Genomic DNA, 15,747 nt, shown 5'->3' with positions numbered 1-15,747 from the left:
ATATTACGGTGCCTTGCCGGTAGCGGCAATCGTGTCGAGCATGATCTGCGCCCGATTGGCAACGTTGCGCGGGGTTTCCGCATCATTGGCGATTTCCTGGAACCATTGCTTGGCTTTCGCCATGTCGCCGGCCTTGTAGGCCGAAAGGCCAAGGGCTTCGCGTGCCGAATGGCGCAAAGCCTGGTTCTGGGTCGCCATGACCTCGACTTCGGCGGAGACCTGGTCATAGGTGCCGGTGTCGATCAGGATCCAGGCGGCCCGCATCTTGGCGAGGTCACGCAGGACCTGCGGCACGGAGCTATCGGACGCGACCGCATTGAAGGCGGAAACGGCACCGGCCTTGTCGCCCTTTTCCGAAAGGAGCGTTGCCGCCCGCAGGCGCGCCAGCACCGGATAAGCGCCGCCGCCATCTTTTTCCAGCTGTTGCAGCGCGGTCAGCGCCTCGTCCGTCTTGCCCTCCTTGGCAAGGTTCAGTGCCGAAAGGAAGGCATCGCCATAGACCGAGGCATTGTGCGTGTGCCAGTATTCATAACCGCGGTAACCGGCGGTACCGAGCACGATCAACGCAGCGCCGCCGATGATGAACGGCCGAAAGCGGCGCCAGAAGCTGGTCAGCTGCTCGGAGCGCAATTCGTCGTTCACTTCGCGGATAAAGCTGTCGTTATCGTGTGCCATGCCAAACTCCGGCCGCACTGCGGCCCCTGATCTCGAAAGCCAGCCTTCTAACCTATTTTGCCCAGGATGTAAGGGGGAATGTAAGGCCGCATGTCAGGCGAGACACAAGGGAGGTAACGCCCCATGCGCAGTCGCGTGGCGCAGACACGATCGGCGGATGCTGCCACGAATGAGGGACAGAGCCAGAAGTGACCGTCGCCATCGCGCAAAAAACACCCGTCAGCAGCCTCGCCCCGCCTTTGCCGCATTCACCACAGACAAGAACCAGCTTTGCCCCCATGCCAAGGAATTGTTTTGCGCTTCTTTTCCGTCTTCGTCGCTGCCGTTTTTGCCTCCACAACCCTTTCCCAAGCTGCGGACAGGCCGAAACAGCTTCTGTTGATCTCCTTTGATGGCGCCGGCAACAACGCACTCTGGCAGAGAAGCCGGGATGTCGCGCAACGGACCGGCGCGCATTTCACCTATTTCCTCTCCTGCACGCTGGTGATCGACCGCGACCGGGCCAAAACCTATCAGGGACCGAGGCAGAAGGCGGGCCGGTCGAATGTCGGTTTTGCCCAGACGAAGGACGAGGCGGTCACCCGGCTGGACCATATCTGGCAGGCGCACCAGGAAGGCCACGAGATTGCCAGCCATACCTGCGGCCATTTCGACGGCAAGGACTGGAGTGTCGCGGATTGGCGTCAGGAAATGCAGGCCTTCCGCACGGTGCTCACCTCCGCCTGGAGTGATCTCGGCGCCGTGGACCGCGAACCCGCCGAATGGCGTGGTTTCGTGCAATCCATCCAGGGTTTTCGCGCGCCGTATCTATCGACCTCAGATGCGCTGAACGAGGCCGAACGGCGCGAGGGTTTTACCTATGATGCGAGCGGCATCACCAAGGGCCCGTCTCTGCCGCAGGCCAGCAAGGGCATTTTGAACTTCGGCCTGCCGCTGATCCCGGAAGGACCGGAAAACCGCCGGATCATCGCGATGGATTACAATCTCTTCATCCGCCACTCGGCCGGCGTTGAAAACCCGAGCCGGACAACGGAATTCGAGGAGCGCAGCTATGCCGCCTTCCGTGCCGCCTTCGACCGGGAATATAAAGGCGACCGCATACCGCTCCAGCTCGGTTTCCATTTCGTCGAAATGAATGGCGGCGCCTATTGGCGGGCCATGGAACGGCTGGTGACGGAGGTCTGCCACATGCCAGACGTCGCCTGCGTGACCTATGCCGAAGCGATCGACATGCTCAACGGTCGCGAAGCGTCCGAACATCGATCTGGCCTCTGAAACGGCAGAGCCCGCATCATCAACGATGATACGGGCTCTTCGAAGAAAGAATGCGTCTGGTCAGGTCGGTTTGTCCGCGGCGATTTCCCCGCCCTCTGCCTCGCGTTCCAGATAGTGCTGGTCGATCACCGGCAGCGGCTCGCCGTCGATCGCCGCCTCGAAGGCCTTCAGGCGTTTGTAGATCGACATCAGTTCCACGAAGGTCGTCCAGGAATTGATCAGATACTGGAAAGACCCGCGCACCTGCTCGAACACGTTCATGATCTGGCTCATCAGGCCGAGCGTGACTTTGCCGGCGACGATGGACGGGATCAGCACCACGGTTCCGAAGATGTTGTCGGCCTGCAGGTAAAAGATGCGCGCGACGTTGAAATACATATAGTGGAAGTAGAGACGGAAATAGTTTTTGCGCACATTGGCGAAGAGCTGGTTGACCGTCACCGGTTGCGCACGGCCTTCATCGTCCTCGCCATAGACAAGCTCCTTGCGGTAGGCGGCTTCGACACGCTGGTTGCGGAATTCGAGCCCCGGCAGCTTGATGCCGATCAGCGCCAGAAACACCGTGCCGAACAGCGACCAGATGATGGCCGCCCAGACCAGCGCATGCGGCACCTGGCCGAAATAGGGTAGCTCGTTCACCGTCTCGGAGAAGGTGAAAAGGACCGGCAGAAAGGCGATCAACGTCATGATGGCGCGCACGAAACCGACGCCGAGACCCTCCACCGTCGAGGAGAAGCGCATCGTGTCTTCCTGCACACGCTGCGAGGCGCCTTCGATATGGCGCAGCTTGCTCCAGTTCGCCATGTAGAACTCGTTCATCGCGGTGCGCCAGCGGAAGATATAGTGGCTGATGAAGAACAGGTTCAACACGCCGACGGTGACGGCAACGAAGGCGATCCCGACGAAGCCCAGCATGCCGACATAAAGCTGTTCCGCCGTGACGGGCGCAGTGCGGGCCAGCGCCTGCTGGATGAGGTCGTAATAGGGTCCGTACCAGGCATTGATCGCAACGCTGACCTGGACAGAAAAATATGTGGTGAAGATGATCAGCGCCGAGCCGAGCACTGACCACATCTGCCAGCGGTGCGGGCTGAACCAGAACCAGAAGGCGGAAAAGATCGCAACACTGACCGCATAATACAGATAGAACCACAGGAACGGGGTAGACCAGAACACCGAAACGCCGATGACCGGGCTCTGGCCATCAGGCAATGGCGGCAGACCGATCGAGGCACCCAGAGCTTCTCCGCCAGCATACCAGCCGAGGATCAAGATCAGCGCCCACACGGCTGCCGAGGTGAAGAAGAGTTTGGGTTTTGGGAAGAAGGAATGGAACACGGGGGCAGATATCCCTTGTTGCGATGGGACGCCAAAGGCGATTGGTTTGCCCGGAACCTAAGCCAGTTCCAAAACTCCAGCAATGGCGAAGCCGCCATCTTACGCAATTGTAACGCTTATTGCCCCGGCAGCGCATTCAGGTGGCGGTATCGCAGAAATCTTTGATGCGCTGTTACCCTCAACTCGAGCAGATCTCAGGCGTGGCGAACCACCGGCATCATCAGAACGGCAGAAATCAGGAGAACGCTCGCCGCCAGCACGGAGGCGAGTGTGAAGGACCCGCTCCACTCGGTCGCCCAGCCGGCAACGAGTGGCCCGACGATCTGGCCCGTGCCGAAGGCCGCCGTCATCAGTGCCAGCGCCCGGCGCGGACTATCCGGCGCAAGCGCGCGGGCGATCTGCAGACCGTAGGCGGTGACCGTCATGAAGGTCAGCCCCAGCAGCAGCCCACCGAGCAGCGCGCCGGACACCGGCGGCAACAGCACCGAGGCAAACACGCCCCCCGCTTCGAGCAGCAGGCAGAGCAGATAACACACCCCGAGGCCAAGACGCCGCGCGAGCGGTTGCCAGAGAAACAGCGCGAAGGCGGCGGCAAGCCCGGTTACCAGCCAGGCGCCCGCCTCCACCGCAGGCCCGGCTGCGGCCATACGCACGATGGCAACCAGAAAGGTGGCAGTCACCACGTAACCGAAACCGAACAGACCATAAGAAAGGGTGAGCAGAACCAGAGGTCGGGTCCAGGCCATCGGCGGCTCGGGCGCCGCCTGCCGACCATGCACCGGCTTCGGCAGATGGCGGGCCACAAAAAGGGCGGCCATCAGCACGATCACGGCCCCGCCGATCCAGTCCAGCCGCCAGCCATGCGCGGCATCGCCGGCTGCCCTCTGGATCAGGAAGGCAACGACGGAGGAAAAGGCGATGCCCGCCCCCACCCCGCCGAAATGTACAGATTGGACCGCGCTTCGCCCCACCGCATATGGCAGCACGATCGAAGACGTAAAAATCATGGCGAAGGCGCTGGCCAACCCTGCGAGAAAGCGGATCAGGATGAAAAGCGGCAGCGCGGTCGTGACCGCCATCGCCGCCAGAAGCAGAGCGGTGGCAGAAAGCCCGGCAAGTGCCAGCCACCTCTCCCGCCCGGCCGCCCAGGCTTGGCTGGCGAGCAGCGCGCCGGCCAGATAACCGGCAAAATTGCCGCCGGCGATCAGCCCTGCATCGGCAGCAGACAGCGGAATGCCGCTCATCATGCCGGGCAGGACGGGCGTGAAAAAGAAGCGGCCGAAGCCCATGGCGGCGGCCATGGCAACGGCACCGGCGAAACCGGCAAGCAGCGGACGTTCGAGGGCAAGAGACAAGGACATGCCCTTTCGTCGCAGCAAAGCGGGGCCGGTGCAATGCAGGAATTCTGACGCAACCCATCAGAGTTGATGATGCAGGGGCTGCGTCAGGCGCCACCGGTCAAGCGGCGCTTGCCTTCAGCACGAAATCGGCCTCGATCTCCTCATAGGGCACAAAAAGCAGGCCCGCCTCATTCCGTTCGACCAGCCCCCAATCGGTCAGCAGGGCGACGTCCTCGTGCACACGCTTGACGTCGCGCTCAAGCGAGCGGGCGAGTCCGCGAAGGCTTGAGGGGCCCAATCGCTGCAATTGCTCCACCAGTTCCCAACGTTTGGGCGACAGAACGGAAAAAAGCTGCGCCGGGCTCTCAAAGGTTAAAATGGCAAGAGGTTGACACGCCCTTTCGTTCGCCCAGGCTTGGCTGAACCGTTCGCCCATGGCCTGCAGATCAGCCCTGACCTCATCGCTTCGCCTGATCCGGATCAAGGCTTTGGTCATCATCCAGTCTCCTCATCACTTCCCGGAGAAAGTCGTCAATCAACTGTTCCGCACTGGTGAAATGGTACGGGTATTCCTGCCCGTCGAGGTGACAGTGATCTCCCTTCCCCCGCTCATTGTCGAACCCGACGAGGCGTATTCCATGACGGCCGAAGTAGAGACTGTATTTGAACCGGTGCTGGCTGGCAGGTACGGGTGTCGGGACACGCCAGAGCACCATCTCAACGATCGAACCATCCGCGAAGACGCGCTTGTCATGCATCAGCTTGACGGCCTTCATCACACCATTAGGCAGCAACGACAGGCCGTTGTCAATTGGGCCAACAGTGACAGTGGAGCCTGAACCCCTACTCCGCCAGCGTCAGGATCAACGGGCCGTTGCGGGTCACGACGATGGTGTGTTCGAACTGCACGGTCGGCGCCTTCGGGTCACTGTAGAGCGTCCACGGATCGCCATTGCCGCCGTCTTCGGCCCATTCGCCGCCGAGCGACAGGAAGGGTTCGACGGTAAAAACGAGGCCGTCTTCCATCATGCGGCTTTCATCGGGATCCGGCCAGGTCGGCACTTCCGCCGGCTCCTCGTGCAGTGACTGGCCGATACCGTGGCTCGCCAGATTGGTGATCAGCGTATAGCGGTTCTTTTTGGCGAAGGCGCCGATGGCCTGGCCGATGCCGGCGATCGGTTTGCCCGGCCTCACCTGCTGCAGCCCGGTCCACAGCGCGCGCCGCCCGTCGCGCACCAGTTTCTCGATCTCGCGCTTGACCGGCGGCACGGCAAAGGAGGAACCGGTGTCACCGAAGAAGCCGTCTTTCACGGCCGAAACATCGATATTGACGAGGTCGCCCGCCGCAATCACCCGGCTTCCCGGAATGCCGTGCGCCACTTCCTCGTTGACGCTGATGCAGGTCGCCCCCGGAAACTGGTAGCAGAATTCCGGCGCGGACTGCGCGCCATTCTCTTCCAAGACCTTGCGGCCGATCCGGTCGAGTTCGAGCGTGGTGATGCCCGGCTCCAGTGCCTTCGCCATCACCTCGACCGCCTGGGCGCAGATGCGCCCGATGGCCTTCAGCTTCTGAAGTTCGTCGTCGGAGGTAATGATCATGGGCGAAATCCGGCTACCGTTTTAGGCGGCGGGTTTCGCCCCATCTTGGGCAGGCGTCAACGCTTTTCTGACAAGCGGCGCCACCTTCGTGCCGAAAAGCTCGATGCCGCGCATGATCTGATCGTGCGGCATCAGGCCGATCGCCATCTGGATCAGCAGCCGGTCATTGCCGAACACCGTGTGGGCGGCGACGATCTTTTCCGCCACCGTTTCCGGATCGCCGACAAAGAGATTGCCGGGCGCCGAGCGGGCGCGGTCGAACTGGGCGCGGTTCGTCGGCGGCCAGCCGCGCTCACGGCCGAGCCTATCCATCACGGCGGCCTGCGGGCCATAAAACTGGTCTGCCGCCTGCTCGGTCGTATCGGCAACGAAACCATGCACGTTGATGCTCGTCTTCAATGTCTTCGGATCGTGACCGGAGCGGCGGGCCGCTTCGCGGTACAGTTCGAAGAAGGGCGCAAACCGGGCATAGTCGCCGCCAATGATCGCCACCGCCAGCGGCAGGCCGAGCGCACCGGCACGCGCCACCGATTGCGGCGTGCCGCCGACCGCGATCCACACCGGAAGCTTGTCCTGCAGCGGACGCGGATAAACGCCGCGCCGCTGGATCGGCGCCCTGAGTTCACCTGCCCATTCGACGATCTCGTTATCGCGAAGCGTCAGAAGCAGATCGAGCTTTTCCGAAAACAGCCGGTCGTAATCGTTGAGGTCGTAACCGAACAGCGGATAGGATTCGATGAAGGAGCCACGCCCCGCCATGATTTCCGCCCGGCCACCGGAAAGAAGATCAACGGTCGAAAACTGCTGGAAGACACGGATCGGATCATCCGAACTGAGGACCGAGACGGCGCTGGTCAGCCGGATATTCTTCGTTTTCACTGCCGCGGCCGCAAGCACGGTCGACGGCGAGGAGACGGCATAATCCGGACGATGATGTTCGCCGAGGCCAAAGACGTCGAGCCCCACCTGATCGGCAAGCTCGATCTCCTCGATGAGATGTTGCAGCCGCGTGGCCGCATCCTGGCCGCGGCTGCCGCTGGCAATGTTCGGATCGACATCCGCAAACGTGTAAAGGCCGAGTTCCATAACGGTCATCCCTCTGTTCTTGCTCGCTAGATAGGGACCGGCGTCCCGTGTTGAAACCGGAAAGTTTCGAAGAGCTCCTTCGAAAAACTCGATGAGGGTGCGTTGCTAATATGAATCCCCCCCCAATGTCTTGCCCGTTTCCGCTCATGCGACGCTTCACAAGGATCGTCATCCGACGGGAAAACCTCAAGAGATTCAGGAAGAAACGGAATCGTTTTGTCAAAGACCGGCAGCATCCTCTTCAAACCATTCGCGGTTTTTCGACCGCCCCGTCCGAGACGCTGGTAAATCCGGTTTCGGCGAAACCTCCCCTCCCCCACCTCTGGCGCAATGTCCTTTGCGCGTTATAGTCCGGCCTTCCTTTGCCACGTGAGGACATCATGGCCGATCTTTCCGCCTTCCCCATCACCCGCCGCTGGCCGGCCGCCAATCCGGATATCCTGCAGCTTTATTCGACGCCAACGCCGAACGGCGTGAAGGTCTCGATCATGCTGGAGGAAACCGGGCTCGCCTACGAGCCGCATTTCATCAATATCGGCCAGAACGAGACCTGGGGCGAGGAATTCCTGTCGCTGAATCCGAACGGAAAGATCCCGGCCATCCTCGATCCGAACGGTCCGGACGGCGCACCGCTGGCGCTGTTCGAATCCGGCGCGATCCTGATCTATCTCGCCGAAAAGACCGGTCAGTTTCTGCCGACTGAGGCGAGCGCCCGCTATGAAACCATCCAGTGGGTGATGTTCCAGATGGGCGGCATCGGCCCGATGTTCGGCCAGTTCGGCTTTTTCCACAAGTTTGCCGGCAAGGACATCGAGGACAAACGTCCGCGCGACCGTTACCTCACCGAAACGAAGCGTCTGCTCGGCGTTCTCGACCAGCGGCTGGATGGCCGCGACTTCATCATGGGCAGTGACGTCACCATCGCCGATTTCGCCATTGTCGGCTGGATCCGCTCGTTGATCGGCTTCTACGAAGCGGGCGAGATGGTGGAATACGACACGCGCAAAAACCTGTCGGCCTGGTTCGACCGGATGATGGCGCGGCCTGCCGTACAGCGCGGCGTGGACATTCCCGCCCGCCCCTGAAGTGACGCCCGAGCGGCGGTTTTGCGCCGCCGCACACGGGCAATCAACCCTTTGTGAGCTTGTCTCGGAAAGGGTTGATCCCACCGTTAACCATTCGGTAACTCTCCTCCCGAACAATCACGCGCTGTCACACCCGCTCTCGTTTCGCGTGCGGGATGTATCCATCTGCCATGATCAGGAGAGTTCGATGTCCGCCAAGGCATGCGCCCTAGCCGTTTCCGCCGTACTGTTGACTGCACTCAGCGCCAGTGCACAGCCCACCCGCGTCAAACAGTTCGGAGCATGGGGCGTCTATTCCTATGGCAGCGGCAACAACAAGAGCTGTTATGCTCTCTCGGTGCCGACCACAGCTCTGCCGACGAGCGTCAACCACGGCGACAATTTCTTCCTTGTCGCACCCCAGGCCGGCGCCTCCTCCTATATGCCGCAGGCCATCATGGCCTATGACCTGAAGACCGACAGCCGCATCACGCTGACCATCGGCAATGAGACCTTCACGCTGGTGCCGAAGGACAAGACCGCCTGGGTGCGCGACCCGGCCCGCGAACCGGCACTGGTGGCGGCCATGCGCGGCGGTTCGGACATGACGCTGAAGGCGACCTCCGCACGTGGCACCAATACCAGCTATACCTATTCCCTGAAGGGGGTCACGGCGGCACTGCAGGCGGTGCGCAACTGCCGCTGAACTGCTCGCGGCAGGACGGGACTAGCCCCCGGACCAAGCCAGAGGCAGGGCTGTGACAAACCATTGCCAGCCCTGCCCTTTTGCGCATAACCTTCCCTGACGCGCTGCAGCATGCAGCCACACGAAGGGGAGGAAGAATATGGCAAGAACCGTCGTCGTCACCGGCTCCACCAGCGGCATAGGGCTCGGCATTGCCCGCGCCTTTGCCGCCGATGGCGCCAATGTGGTAATCAACGGCTTCGGCAAGGCCGACGAGATCGAGGCCGCCCGCGCCGAGCTCGACCGCCTGGGCGAAGGTACGGTGCTCTATCACGGCGCCGACATGACGAAACCCGCCGAGATCGCCGACCTGATCAGCCTTGCCGAACAACGCTTCGGCACCGTCGATGTGCTCGTCAACAATGCCGGCATCCAGCATGTGGCGAAGATCGAGGATTTCCCGATCGAAAAATGGGATCAGCTGATCGCGATCCTGCTCTCGTCGGCCTTCCACACCATGCGCAACACCATTCCGCTGATGAAGAAGGCCGGCAAAGGCCGCATCATCAACGTCGCCTCCGCGCACGGACTTGTTGCATCCCCGTTCAAATCGGCTTATGTCGCTGCTAAGCACGGCGTTTTGGGCCTGACCAAAACCGCCGCACTGGAATTGGCCGAATTCGGCATTACAGTGAACGCCATCTGCCCCGGCTACGTGCTGACGCCCCTCGTGGAGAAACAGATCCCCGACACGGCGCGCGAACGTGGTATCTCGGAAGAGGCGGTCAAGACGGACGTCATGCTCCGCCTGCAGGCGACGAAGGAATTCGTCTCCATCGAGGAAGTGGCCTCAACCGCGCTTTTCCTCGCCAGCGACGCGGCACGACAGATTACCGGCACCCACATCTCCATCGACGGCGGCTGGACCGCCCAATAAACCTTGGCAAGGGAACACGCATGACGTCAGCCATCCGCTTCATCCTCAATGGCGAAGAGGTTTCCGTCGGGGATTTTTCGCCCACCGAAACGCTTCTGGATTATCTGAGGCTGAGGCGGCGGCTGACCGGCAGCAAGGAAGGCTGCGCGGAGGGTGATTGCGGCGCCTGCACGGTGCTCGTCGGCCGGCTGATCGGCGGCGCGCTGCGCTACGAGGCGGTCAATGCCTGCATCCGCTTCGTCGGCTCCCTGCACGGCACGCATGTGGTAACGGTGGAACACCTGGCCGCCAAGGACGGCAAGCTGCACCCAGTGCAGCAGGCGATGGTCGACTGTCACGGCTCGCAATGCGGTTTCTGCACGCCGGGTTTCGTGATGTCGCTCTACGGCCTGTGGATGACGAACGACACTCCGAGCCGGGCGGAAATCGAGATCGCGCTGCAGGGCAATCTCTGTCGCTGCACCGGCTACGAGCCGATCATCAAGGCAGCCGAACAGGTGGCGACCGAACGCCCCAGCGCCCTCTTCGACCCGATCGAGCGCGACCGGGCCGAGATCATGGCGAAACTCTGGACCATCCGCGCCTCCTCCGACACCATTACCGTAACCAAGGGCAAGGATCGGGCGATCATTCCCGGAACGCTCGATGCGCTGGCCGAGGTGCTGGCCGCAGAACCCGCCGCCACCATCGTTGCGGGCGCCACCGATGTCGGTCTCTGGGTGACGAAACAGATGCGGCCGCTGAACCCGGTCGTTTTCATCAACCACCTGACCGACCTCCAGACGATCACCGAAGACGAGAGCGGCATCGTGATCGGCGCCGGCGTCACTTATGCGCAGGCGCTCGGCATTCTGGAAGGCCGCCACCCGGCGCTCGGCCGGCTGATCGACCGCATCGGCGGCCAGCAGGTGCGCAACATGGGCACGATCGGTGGCAATATCGCCAACGGCTCGCCGATCGGCGACACGCCGCCGGCGCTGATCGCCTTGGGTGCCGACCTGACCCTGCGCTCCGCCACCGGCAGCCGCACGATGCGGCTCGAGGACTACTTCATCGCCTACGGCAAGCAGGACCGCAATCCCGGCGAGTTTGTCGAGAAGATCACCGTGCCGCATGCGCCGGAGGACGCCTACTTCGCCGTCTACAAGATTTCCAAACGTCGCGACGAGGACATTTCCGCCCTGCTCGGCGCCTTTTATCTGGCGCTCGATGCGGAAGGCTGCGTCGAAACCTGTCGCATCGCCTTCGGCGGCATGGCGGCAACGCCGAAACGGGCCAAGGCCGTGGAAGCGGCGCTTATCGGCCGTCCCTGGAGCTGGAACACGGTTGCCTCCGTGCGCGACGCCTTCGATGAGGATTACCAGCCGCTCTCCGACTGGCGGGCGACGGCCGAATACCGCTCGCTGGCGGCAAAAAACCTGCTCACCCGCTTTTTCCTGGAAACCGCCGGCCAGCCACAGGAACTGGCGCGCTTCGAGCCCGAGGAGGCGTGAGATGATGCAGTTCGCCGTGGCTTTGCCCCTCATCCGCCTGCCGGCACCTTCTCCCCGCCAGCGGGGAGAAGAGAATTGCCGCACCGCCTCCGCCCATCGCAGCCTTGCGTCGGGCGCGTCCCCTCTCCCCGCATGCGGGGAGAGGGTTAGGGTGAGGGGCATAATCAATGCCGCCTCCCGACAAACATCAATCGAAGGAGCCCGCTGATGGATACCACCACCTTCGACACCAAGGACACCATAAACGGCCCGATGCATGCCTCGCTCCGCCATGATTCGGCGCACAAGCATGTCACCGGCAGCGCCGAATACATCGACGACATTCCCGAACCCGCCGGCACGCTGCATGCAGCCCTCGGCCTTGCCGACCGCGCCCATGCCGAGTTCCTGTCGATCGATCTCTCGGCGGTCAAAGCCGCCCCCGGCGTGGTCATGGTCCTGACGGCGGATGACATTCCGGGCATCAACGACGTCTCCTCCAATGGCAGCCATGACGAGCCGCTGCTCGCCACCACCAAGGTCGAGTTCCACGGCCAGCCGATCTTCGTCGTGATCGGCGAAACCCGCGACCAGGCCCGCCGGGCCGCCCGTCTGGCCAAGATCGAGTATCGCGACCTGCCGCACTGGACGGATATCGACAGCGCGCTGGAGAACAATGCGCCGTTGGTGGTGACGCCGATGACGCTGAAGCGCGGCGAACCGGAAACGGAGATGGCAAAAGCGCCTCGCCGCCTGACGGGACGCTTTTATGTCGGCGGCCAGGAGCATTTCTATCTGGAAAGCCAGATCGCCTTTGCCATTCCGGGCGAAGACGAGGATGTGACCGTCTGGTCCTCCACCCAGCACCCGACGGAGGTGCAGCACATGGTGGCGCATGTTTTGAATTGCGCCAGCCATGCGGTGACCGTCAACACACGCCGCATGGGCGGTGGTTTCGGCGGCAAGGAAACCCAAGGCGCGCATTTTGCCTGCCTGGCGGCGGTGGCCGCCAAGAAGCTCAACCGTGCCGTCAAATTCCGCCCGGACCGCGACGAAGACATGATGGTGACCGGCAAACGGCATGATTTCCGCGTCGATTACGAACTGGGCTTCGATGACGAGGGCCGCATCCACGCGGTGGACGCGACGTTTGCGGCGCGCTGCGGTTTCTCCTCCGACCTGTCCGGCCCGGTGACCGACCGCGCGCTCTTCCACGCGGATTCGAGCTATTTCTACCCGCATGTGCATTTGACCTCGAAGCCGCTGAAAACCCATACCTGCTCCAACACCGCGTTTCGCGGTTTCGGCGGCCCGCAGGGCATGGTCGGCGGCGAGCGTTTCATCGAGGAGATCGCCTATGCGGTGGGCAAGGACCCGCTCGATATCCGCAAGCTGAATTTCTATGGCGAGCCCGGCTCCGGCCGCACGCTGACGCCCTACCACCAGGAGGTGGAGGACAATATCCTGATGCGGCTGGTGGAGGAGCTGGAAACCTCCAGCGACTACCGCGCCCGCCGCCAGGCAATCCTGGAGTTCAACGAGAACAGCCCAGTCATCCGCAAGGGGATCGCGCTGACGCCGGTCAAGTTCGGCATTTCCTTCACCATGACCGCCTTCAACCAGGCCGGCGCGCTGGTGCATGTCTATTCGGACGGCTCGATCCACCTGAACCACGGCGGCACCGAAATGGGCCAAGGGCTCTACACCAAGGTGGCGCAGGTGGTGGCCGATACCTTCAACGTCGATATCGAACGGGTGAAGATCACCGCGACGACCACCGGCAAGGTGCCAAACACGTCCGCCACCGCCGCCTCCTCCGGTTCGGACCTGAACGGCATGGCGGCTTACGATGCCGCACGCCAGATCAAGGACCGGCTGATCGATTTCGCCTGCCGCAAATGGCAGGCGAAAGCTGGCGACGTCGAATTCCTGCCCAACCGCGTGCGCATCGGCACCGAGACGGTGAGCTTCGACGCGCTGGTGAAGGCCGCCTATTTCGACCGCGTGCAGCTCTCCGCCGCCGGTTTCTACAAGACGCCCAAGATCCATTGGGACCGCGCGGCCGGCAAGGGCCGACCCTTCTTCTACTTCGCTTATGGCGCCGCCTGCTCGGAAGTCTCGATCGACACGCTGACGGGCGAATATCTGGTCGACCGCACCGATATCCTCCACGATGTCGGCAAATCGCTGAACCCGGTGATCGACATCGGCCAGGTGGAAGGCGCCTTCGTGCAGGGCATGGGCTGGCTGACGACCGAGGAATTGTGGTGGGACGCCAAGGGGCGCCTGCGCACGCATGCGCCTTCCACCTACAAGATCCCGCTCGCCTCCGACCGACCGAAGATCTTCAACGTCAAGCTGGCGGAATGGTCGGAAAATCGCGAACAGACGATCGGCCGCTCCAAGGCCGTCGGCGAGCCACCCTTCATGCTGGGCATTTCGGTGCTGGAGGCGCTTTCCATGGCGGTCGCCTCGATCGCCGATTATAGCGTCTGCCCGCGTCTCGATGCCCCCGCCACACCGGAGCGCGTGCTGATGGCGGTGGAGCGCCTGAAGGCCCTGTGACGGGGATGGCGATGCCGCATTTCGAGGTTCCAGCTCACAATCGTCAGAACGCACGGCGCATGCGCCGCGCGGTGACGGAGCCGGAGTTGAAATTCTGGAATGCGGTACGCGCCCATCGGCTGATGGGCTTGCGCTTTCGGCGACAAATGCCGATCAGTGGATTCATTGCCGATTTCGCTTGTCCCGATCACAAACTGATCATCGAGATCGACGGGGCAACACATTCGCTGGACCGGCAGATTGTTCGAGATCAGCAGAGAGATGTGGCGCTTGCAAAGCTTGGCTGGCAAGTCATTCGGTTCACCAGTACGGACATCATGCAGGACCTCGATGATGCCTGCGCGCACATTCTACGGGTCATCGGGATCGACCGCTTTGAGTAACCCTCAGACATTAGCGCTGACAGTTGTGGCCCACCCCCCTCAGTCCTGCCGTCTGCATGTGTGGGCCGCACCCCCCTCTGTCCTGCCGGACATCTCCCCCTCAAGGGGGGAGATCAGCAAGACGCAGCCTCTGTACACCTCTCTATCTCCATGGATGCCGCAATCTCTACAGTCTGGGAAAGCTTGGGAAGCTCACCACGAGTCGATCTCCCCCCTTGAGGGGGAGATGTCCGGCAGGACAGAGGGGGGTAAAGCGGCACGGCAAAACAGAGGTCGGCCATCATGACCGCCCTCACAGCCTTCCTCGCCCAACACCCTGACGCCGTCCTCGTCACCATCACGCAGGCGAAGGGTTCGACGCCGCGGGAGGAAGGGACCTTCATGCTGGTGTCAGTCACGGAGATCTTCGGCACCATCGGCGGCGGTCAGCTGGAATTTTTGGCGATCGACAATGCCCGGGCCCTGCTGTCCGGCAGCGGCCAAACACAGATGGATGTGCCGCTTGGGCCGGAGATCGGCCAATGCTGCGGCGGGCGGACCCTCCTGTCGTTTGGCAAGGTGACGCCACCGGTGGCGGCTGACCTTGAGTCACGGGCTGCCGCAGAGTCCGCCGCCTATCCCGCCGTCATGCTGTTCGGCGCGGGGCATGTAGGCCGCGCACTGGCGGCAGCGCTTGCGCCCCTGCCCTTCCGGGTGACGGTGGTGGAAACACGCGCCGATGCGCTCGATGGCCTGCCCGATACGGTCACGGCACGGCATGTGGCAATGCCGGAAGCACTGGTCAAGGATCTCCCGTCCGGCAGCGCCGTCGTCATCCTGACGCATGACCATGCGCTGGATTTCCTGATCGCCCGCGAGGCTTTGGCGCGCGACGACCTCGCTTACGTCGGCATGATTGGTTCCGCCACCAAGCGCGCCACCTTCAAGAGTTGGCTGGCGCGCGAAACGGAAGGAACCGTATCAAGCGAGGCCCTTGTACTGCCGATCGGCGGAAGAGCCGTGCGCGACAAACGCCCGGCGGTGATTGCGGCGCTGGTGGCCGCCGAACTGGTGACTCGGCTCGCCGGGACCAGCTAAAGCGGCCGTCGCAGGAACACGTCGCGCGCCGCATCGAAGGCACTGGGCGAGCGGCGCGGAGGGTGGCGCCGATCATGAAAATCGGTCAGCCCGAGATCCTGCTTCAGATGCTCGGGCATCGCCTCTGCATCAAATTTTCTGCTCCTGAACTTCCCCGCCAGAATGGCGAGGAAACGCGTGCCACTCTCTTCAGAAAATAGGCTGCGGATCAAATAGAGGGGCACAACAGCCTGTAACCTTTGCATCTTGCA

At 62.5% G+C, this 15,747-nt stretch carries 16 protein-coding genes; 8 read left to right on the top strand and 8 right to left on the bottom strand.

Features of this window, described 5'->3' with window-relative positions; all coding sequences use genetic code 11:
• Positions 1 to 3: 3 nt before the first annotated feature.
• Positions 4 to 675 carry a tetratricopeptide repeat protein gene (locus OU993_RS22080; protein WP_268161063.1) on the bottom strand — a complete coding sequence of 224 codons (672 nt, stop codon included), beginning with the start codon at positions 673 to 675 and terminating at the stop codon, positions 4 to 6.
• A 294-nt stretch (positions 676 to 969) separates the two neighbouring features.
• On the opposite strand from OU993_RS22080, the gene OU993_RS22075 reads away from it, so the two are divergent.
• Complete coding sequence (locus tag OU993_RS22075) at positions 970 to 1,950, top strand: polysaccharide deacetylase family protein (RefSeq protein ID WP_268161062.1); 981 nt, start codon at positions 970 to 972, stop codon at positions 1,948 to 1,950.
• A gap of 60 nt (positions 1,951 to 2,010) precedes the next feature.
• On the opposite strand, the gene bacA is transcribed toward OU993_RS22075, so the two are convergent.
• The 6 genes from bacA to OU993_RS22045 all read right to left on the bottom strand — a co-directional run bounded on the left by bacA (position 2,011) and on the right by OU993_RS22045 (position 7,313).
• A complete protein-coding gene (bacA, locus tag OU993_RS22070) occupies positions 2,011 to 3,288 on the bottom strand; it encodes a bacteroid development protein BacA (RefSeq protein ID WP_268161061.1) in 1,278 nt (425 codons plus the stop codon).
• Between the two features lie 194 nt (positions 3,289 to 3,482).
• A complete protein-coding gene (locus tag OU993_RS22065; protein ID WP_268161060.1) occupies positions 3,483 to 4,649 on the bottom strand; it encodes a YbfB/YjiJ family MFS transporter in 1,167 nt (388 codons plus the stop codon).
• Positions 4,650 to 4,746: 97 nt separating this feature from the next.
• Complete coding sequence (locus OU993_RS22060; protein WP_326493863.1) at positions 4,747 to 5,127, bottom strand: HVO_A0114 family putative DNA-binding protein; 381 nt, start codon at positions 5,125 to 5,127, stop codon at positions 4,747 to 4,749.
• Positions 5,087 to 5,344, bottom strand: a complete 258-nt coding sequence (locus tag OU993_RS22055) for a toxin-antitoxin system TumE family protein (protein WP_326493865.1) — start codon at positions 5,342 to 5,344, stop codon at positions 5,087 to 5,089. The genes OU993_RS22060 and OU993_RS22055 overlap by 41 nt, the downstream gene beginning before the upstream one ends.
• Positions 5,345 to 5,471: 127 nt before the next feature.
• The gene (map, locus tag OU993_RS22050) at positions 5,472 to 6,227 is read right to left on the bottom strand and encodes a type I methionyl aminopeptidase (RefSeq protein WP_268161058.1); all 756 of its coding nucleotides are present in this window, start codon (positions 6,225 to 6,227) and stop codon (positions 5,472 to 5,474) included.
• 21 nt (positions 6,228 to 6,248) lie between these two features.
• Positions 6,249 to 7,313 (bottom strand): LLM class flavin-dependent oxidoreductase, encoded by a 1,065-nt coding sequence (locus OU993_RS22045; protein WP_268161278.1) that lies wholly within the window; start codon positions 7,311 to 7,313, stop codon positions 6,249 to 6,251.
• Between the two features lie 380 nt (positions 7,314 to 7,693).
• On the opposite strand from OU993_RS22045, the gene OU993_RS22040 reads away from it, so the two are divergent.
• From OU993_RS22040 to xdhC, 7 genes are all read left to right on the top strand, one after another.
• Positions 7,694 to 8,398, top strand: a complete 705-nt coding sequence (locus OU993_RS22040) for a glutathione binding-like protein (RefSeq protein WP_268161057.1) — start codon at positions 7,694 to 7,696, stop codon at positions 8,396 to 8,398.
• A gap of 187 nt (positions 8,399 to 8,585) precedes the next feature.
• Entirely contained in the window at positions 8,586 to 9,083 is a 498-nt protein-coding gene (locus tag OU993_RS22035; RefSeq protein ID WP_268161056.1) for an invasion associated locus B family protein, read from the top strand.
• 139 nt (positions 9,084 to 9,222) lie between these two features.
• On the top strand, positions 9,223 to 9,999 hold the full coding sequence (locus OU993_RS22030) for a 3-hydroxybutyrate dehydrogenase (RefSeq protein WP_268161055.1): 777 nt from the start codon (positions 9,223 to 9,225) through the stop codon (positions 9,997 to 9,999).
• Between the two features lie 20 nt (positions 10,000 to 10,019).
• Positions 10,020 to 11,492, top strand: coding sequence for a xanthine dehydrogenase small subunit (xdhA, locus tag OU993_RS22025; RefSeq protein WP_268161054.1), 1,473 nt, complete (start codon positions 10,020 to 10,022; stop codon positions 11,490 to 11,492).
• Between the two features lie 207 nt (positions 11,493 to 11,699).
• The gene (gene xdhB, locus OU993_RS22020; RefSeq protein WP_268161053.1) at positions 11,700 to 14,036 is read left to right on the top strand and encodes a xanthine dehydrogenase molybdopterin binding subunit; all 2,337 of its coding nucleotides are present in this window, start codon (positions 11,700 to 11,702) and stop codon (positions 14,034 to 14,036) included.
• A 5-nt stretch (positions 14,037 to 14,041) separates the two neighbouring features.
• Entirely contained in the window at positions 14,042 to 14,419 is a 378-nt protein-coding gene (locus OU993_RS22015; RefSeq protein ID WP_326493862.1) for an endonuclease domain-containing protein, read from the top strand.
• A 282-nt stretch (positions 14,420 to 14,701) separates the two neighbouring features.
• Entirely contained in the window at positions 14,702 to 15,496 is a 795-nt protein-coding gene (xdhC, locus tag OU993_RS22010) for a xanthine dehydrogenase accessory protein XdhC (protein WP_268161052.1), read from the top strand.
• On the opposite strand, the gene OU993_RS22005 is transcribed toward xdhC, so the two are convergent.
• On the bottom strand, positions 15,493 to 15,741 hold the full coding sequence (locus OU993_RS22005) for a hypothetical protein (protein ID WP_268161051.1): 249 nt from the start codon (positions 15,739 to 15,741) through the stop codon (positions 15,493 to 15,495). The two genes, xdhC and OU993_RS22005, sit on opposite strands and share 4 nt — an antisense overlap.
• Between the last annotated feature and the right edge of the window lie 6 nt (positions 15,742 to 15,747).

Source organism: Rhizobium sp. SL86 (assembly GCF_026672545.1).
Taxonomy (GTDB): Bacteria; Pseudomonadota; Alphaproteobacteria; order Rhizobiales; family Rhizobiaceae; genus Neorhizobium.
This window is presented reverse-complemented; position numbering and strand designations above follow the sequence as displayed.

Excerpts from the sequence above, each read along its gene's own strand:
- OU993_RS22045 (WP_268161278.1), bottom strand. The coding sequence starts at position 7,313 with ATGGAACTCGGCCTTTACACGTTTGCGGATGTCGATCCGAACATTGCC.
- OU993_RS22065 (WP_268161060.1), bottom strand. The coding sequence starts at position 4,649 with ATGTCCTTGTCTCTTGCCCTCGAACGTCCGCTGCTTGCCGGTTTCGCC.
- OU993_RS22055 (WP_326493865.1), bottom strand. The coding sequence starts at position 5,344 with ATGGTGCTCTGGCGTGTCCCGACACCCGTACCTGCCAGCCAGCACCGG.
- OU993_RS22035 (WP_268161056.1), top strand. The coding sequence starts at position 8,586 with ATGTCCGCCAAGGCATGCGCCCTAGCCGTTTCCGCCGTACTGTTGACT.
- OU993_RS22040 (WP_268161057.1), top strand. The coding sequence starts at position 7,694 with ATGGCCGATCTTTCCGCCTTCCCCATCACCCGCCGCTGGCCGGCCGCC.
- OU993_RS22080 (WP_268161063.1), bottom strand. The coding sequence starts at position 675 with ATGGCACACGATAACGACAGCTTTATCCGCGAAGTGAACGACGAATTG.
- OU993_RS22060 (WP_326493863.1), bottom strand. The coding sequence starts at position 5,127 with ATGATGACCAAAGCCTTGATCCGGATCAGGCGAAGCGATGAGGTCAGG.
- OU993_RS22030 (WP_268161055.1), top strand. The coding sequence starts at position 9,223 with ATGGCAAGAACCGTCGTCGTCACCGGCTCCACCAGCGGCATAGGGCTC.
- xdhB (WP_268161053.1), top strand. The coding sequence starts at position 11,700 with ATGGATACCACCACCTTCGACACCAAGGACACCATAAACGGCCCGATG.
- map (WP_268161058.1), bottom strand. The coding sequence starts at position 6,227 with ATGATCATTACCTCCGACGACGAACTTCAGAAGCTGAAGGCCATCGGG.
- xdhA (WP_268161054.1), top strand. The coding sequence starts at position 10,020 with ATGACGTCAGCCATCCGCTTCATCCTCAATGGCGAAGAGGTTTCCGTC.
- OU993_RS22005 (WP_268161051.1), bottom strand. The coding sequence starts at position 15,741 with ATGCAAAGGTTACAGGCTGTTGTGCCCCTCTATTTGATCCGCAGCCTA.
- OU993_RS22015 (WP_326493862.1), top strand. The coding sequence starts at position 14,042 with ATGGCGATGCCGCATTTCGAGGTTCCAGCTCACAATCGTCAGAACGCA.
- xdhC (WP_268161052.1), top strand. The coding sequence starts at position 14,702 with ATGACCGCCCTCACAGCCTTCCTCGCCCAACACCCTGACGCCGTCCTC.